3 protein-coding genes are annotated in these 3,564 nt (G+C 74.8%); 2 read left to right on the top strand and 1 reads right to left on the bottom strand.

Going from position 1 to position 3,564, the window contains the following annotated elements; genetic code table 11:
- Both D7X55_RS37420 and D7X55_RS37415 read left to right on the top strand, forming a co-directional pair.
- Positions 1-379, top strand: a 379-nt coding sequence (locus D7X55_RS37420; protein WP_121725528.1) for a TIGR02266 family protein, incomplete at its 5' end; no start/stop codon positions are given.
- Positions 376-1,323, top strand: a complete 948-nt coding sequence (locus D7X55_RS37415) for a serine/threonine-protein kinase (RefSeq protein ID WP_199747317.1) — start codon at positions 376-378, stop codon at positions 1,321-1,323. The genes D7X55_RS37420 and D7X55_RS37415, both read left to right, overlap by 4 nt.
- Before the next feature lie 30 nt (positions 1,324-1,353).
- Here the strand turns inward: D7X55_RS37415 and D7X55_RS37410 are convergent.
- The coding region (locus D7X55_RS37410) for an SbcC/MukB-like Walker B domain-containing protein (RefSeq protein WP_304988916.1) at positions 1,354-3,564 on the bottom strand (2,211 nt) is incomplete at its 5' end.

Below are 3,564 nucleotides of genomic sequence, written 5' to 3'. Positions count from 1 at the left end.
CCCCGCGAGCACGCCGGCGCCGGAGCCCGCGTCGTCCCCCGCGGCCTCTGGTGACGAACCCCAGCGCCGCGCCCGGCGTTTCGCGGTGAAGCTGGAGATGGAGTTCCGCACGGAGCTGGACTTCGTGCGCGAGCACGCGCTGAACATCAGCAACGGGGGACTCTTCGTGCGCACGGCGCACCGCCCGCCGCAGGACAGCGTCGTCACCGTGGACGTGAAGCTGCCCAACGGCCAGCGGCTGCAGGGCGAGGCGCTGGTGGTGCACGTGGTGGATGATCAGTACACCGGGGGCGTGGGGCTGGCCTTCCTGAGCGACGACGCCACCTTCGCGTCGACGCTGGACGGCTACCTGGCGAGCCTGGCCGGGGAGAAGGCGTGACGTTGGAGGAAGGACAGACACCGGAGTGGCCGCGCGACCTGGGCCGGTTCCAGCTGCTGTCGCGGCTGGGGCGCGGCGGCAACGCGGAGGTGTTCCGCGCGCGGATGCTCCAGGGCCCGCGTGCGGGCGAGGAGGTGGCCCTCAAGCGCGTGCGGCCGGAGCGCCTGCGCGACGCGGAGGCGCGCGAGCAGCTGCTGCACGAAGGGGAGCTGGCCCGGTGCCTGGACCACCCGCACATCGTGGGCTTCCGCGAGTACGGCGAGCTGGCGGACGGGCCCTACCTGGCGCTGGAGCTGGTGGACGGCACGGACCTGGGGCGCGTGCTGGCGCAGTGCCGGCGCCGGCGCATCGAGCTGCCCATCGACATCTCCGTGATGATGGTGCGCCACGTGCTGGAGGCGCTGGCGTACGCGCACAAGGCCACCAACGCCAAGGGCCTGCCGCTGGCGCTGGTGCACTGCGACGTGTCCCCGCACAACGTGCTGCTGTCGCGCGGCGGAGAGGTGAAGCTGGCGGACTTCGGCGTGGCCCGCTCGCGCGCGGGGCTGGCGATGGACCTCCGGCGGGTGGGCAAGCAGAACTACCGCTCGCCGGAGCTGCTCGCGGGCGAGGTCTCCGTGGCGGTGGACCTGTGGGCGGCGGCGGTGCTGCTCTATGAGCTCCTGTCGCTGGAGTCGCCCTATCCGGACGGGACGGCCGAGGAGGTGGAGGCGTCCATCCGGGGCCTGCGGGTGACGCCGGTGCGCATGGTGGCGCCGGAGGTGTCGGATCCGCTGGCGCTGGTGCTGGACAGGGCGCTCGCGCCGCACCCGTCGCAGCGCTTCTCCTCCGCGGAGCAGTTCGCGCGGGCGCTGGCGGCGCTGAGCGACGACCGCGTGGCGACGCCGCTGGCCGTGGCCGCGGTGGTGCGCGGCCTGATGGGCGCGGAGCCGGTGACGGGCTGACGGCCGGGACGGGTGTCCCCGGCCCTGGAATCAGGCCACCTGTTGGCCGGCCGGCACGACCATCCCCGCGTCGCCCTCGACGACGAGCTTGCTGCGGCCACCGCCCTGCTTCACCACGCGCACCTGCACGCCGATGCGCTCGGCGAGCCCGCTCACGTGGGAGATGATGCCCACCTGGCGGCCGGTGGCCTGGAGCGCGTCGAGCGTGGCCAGCGCGACCTCCAGCGTCTCCGGGTCCAGCGTGCCGAAGCCCTCGTCGATGAAGAGGGTCTCCACCTGCGTCGTCTCCGACGACAGCGAGGCCAGGCCCAGCGCGAGCGCCAGCGACACGAGGAAGCTCTCGCCGCCGGAGAGGCTGGCGACGCTGCGGACCTCGTCGCCCATGTCGCCGTCCACCACCTGGAGGTCCAGGTCATGGCCGGGCACGCGCTCCAGGCGGTAGCGGCGGGCCAGCTCGCGCAGGTGCGCGTTGGCGTGCAGCAGCAGCGCGTCCAGGGTGAGGCTCTGGGCGAAGACCTTGAACTTCTTGCCGTCGTGCGAACCGATGAGGTCGCCCAGCGTCTTCCACACCTCCGCGTCGGCGCGGCGCTGCTCCAGGGCCCGGGCCTCCGCGCCATGGCGCGCGCGGGCGGCGTCGTCGGTGTCCAGCTTCGCGCGCAGCAGGGCCTCCGCGCGGCGGCGCACCTCCACGTCGGTGCGCAGGCGCTCGCAGAGTTCCGCGACGTCCGCTTCCGCGAGGGTGGGGAGGCCGGAGGCTTCGTGGCGGACGCGGCGCTCGCGGCGCTCCACGAGGATGGCGCGGGCCTGGGCCACGGACTCGCGCAGGGCATTGAGCGCGCGGGCCTCTGCGTCGCACCAGGCGGCGCCGCGCGCCAGCAGGGCCTTGAGTTCGTCCAGGGTGGTGCCGTTGCCGGCGAGGCGTTCCGCGAGGACGGCCTGGGCGCGCTCCAGGGTAAGGGCGGCCTCGGAGCGCAGGCGCACGGCGTCCTCGGCGCGGGCGGTGGCGACCTTCTCCGCCTGCTGGAGGGCTTCGGAGTCCTCGCGGGCGCGCTCGTAGGCGGCCTGGGCGGCGTCGACGCGAGCCTGGACCTCCGCGCGCACCTCCTGCGTGGGGCGGCCCTGGAGCAGCCGGGAGCGGGCCTTGGACGCCTCCTGGAAGGCGGTGTCCTTGAGGCTCGCGCGGTGGGCGGCGGTCTCCGCGTCCTCATGGCGGTCCTGGAGACGGACCTCCTCGCGGGCGCGCAGGACCTGCTGTTCCTCCAGGCGCTTGCGGGAGGCCTCCAGCTCCGCGAGCTTTTCGCGCCACTTCGTCACGCGCTCCAGGCACCGGCTCTGGAAGCGAGCGGGGTCGGCGGCGAGCTTGTCCTTCCAGGTGGCCTCTTCACTGGCGAAGGGAGGGGACACTTCGGTCAGGGCGCGCTCGCGGGCGTCACGGGCGGTGTCCCGGCGAAGCAGCGCGTCCCGGTGGGACTGCGCCGCGCGGGACTGAGCGTCCTCGGCCTTGCGAAGGGCATCGGCCGCGCCCTCGCGCCGGGTGCGCCGGGTCTCCAGCAGGGCGCGGGCCTCGCGAGCAGCACCGGCGCGGGCTTCCGCGGAGGCCTCTTCATCACGAAGGGTCGCGAGCCGCGAGCGCACGTCCTCCTGGGCCGAGCGGATCCACGCCTGGGCGGTGGCCGCTTCCGCGTCCTCGGGAGGCACGGCATTGGCAGCGGCCGAGCTTGAACGCCGGGCTGCCACATCGGCGTCTGCCTCCGACTTCGCCGCGTCTTCACCCGGCAGCACCGCACGGGTCCACCGTTCGCGCGCCGCGCGCCAGGCTTCACGGTGTGCCGTGCGCTTGCGGGCCGCCGTGTCGCGCCGGGCCTCGGCCTGGGTCGCGGCCGTGTCCGCGGTCGCCTGAAGCACGCTCGCCGCGCTCTCCTGCTTCGCCGCGATAGCGCGCGCGGACTCCAGCTCCAGCACCCGGGCCGCGGCCTCCGCGACCAGGCCCTCCAGCGCGGAACCCTCCCGTGCATACGGGTGTTCCAGCGCGCCGCACAGCGGGCACGGCTCACCGGCATGCAGCGCCGCGCGGTGCGAGGCCAGCCCCTGCGTCGCCTCCGCGCGCGACTGCGCACGCCGAGCCTCCTGGAGCATCGCCTCCTGCGTCGCCCGCCGCGCCGCCGCGTCCCTCGCCTCCTCCGCCGCGCGCAGCGAAGCTTCTCGGTGCGACTGCACCTCCGCCGCCGCGTCACCCTCCGC

Source organism: Corallococcus sp. AB049A (assembly GCF_003668885.1).
Taxonomy (GTDB): Bacteria; Myxococcota; Myxococcia; order Myxococcales; family Myxococcaceae; genus Corallococcus; species Corallococcus interemptor.
This window is presented reverse-complemented; position numbering and strand designations above follow the sequence as displayed.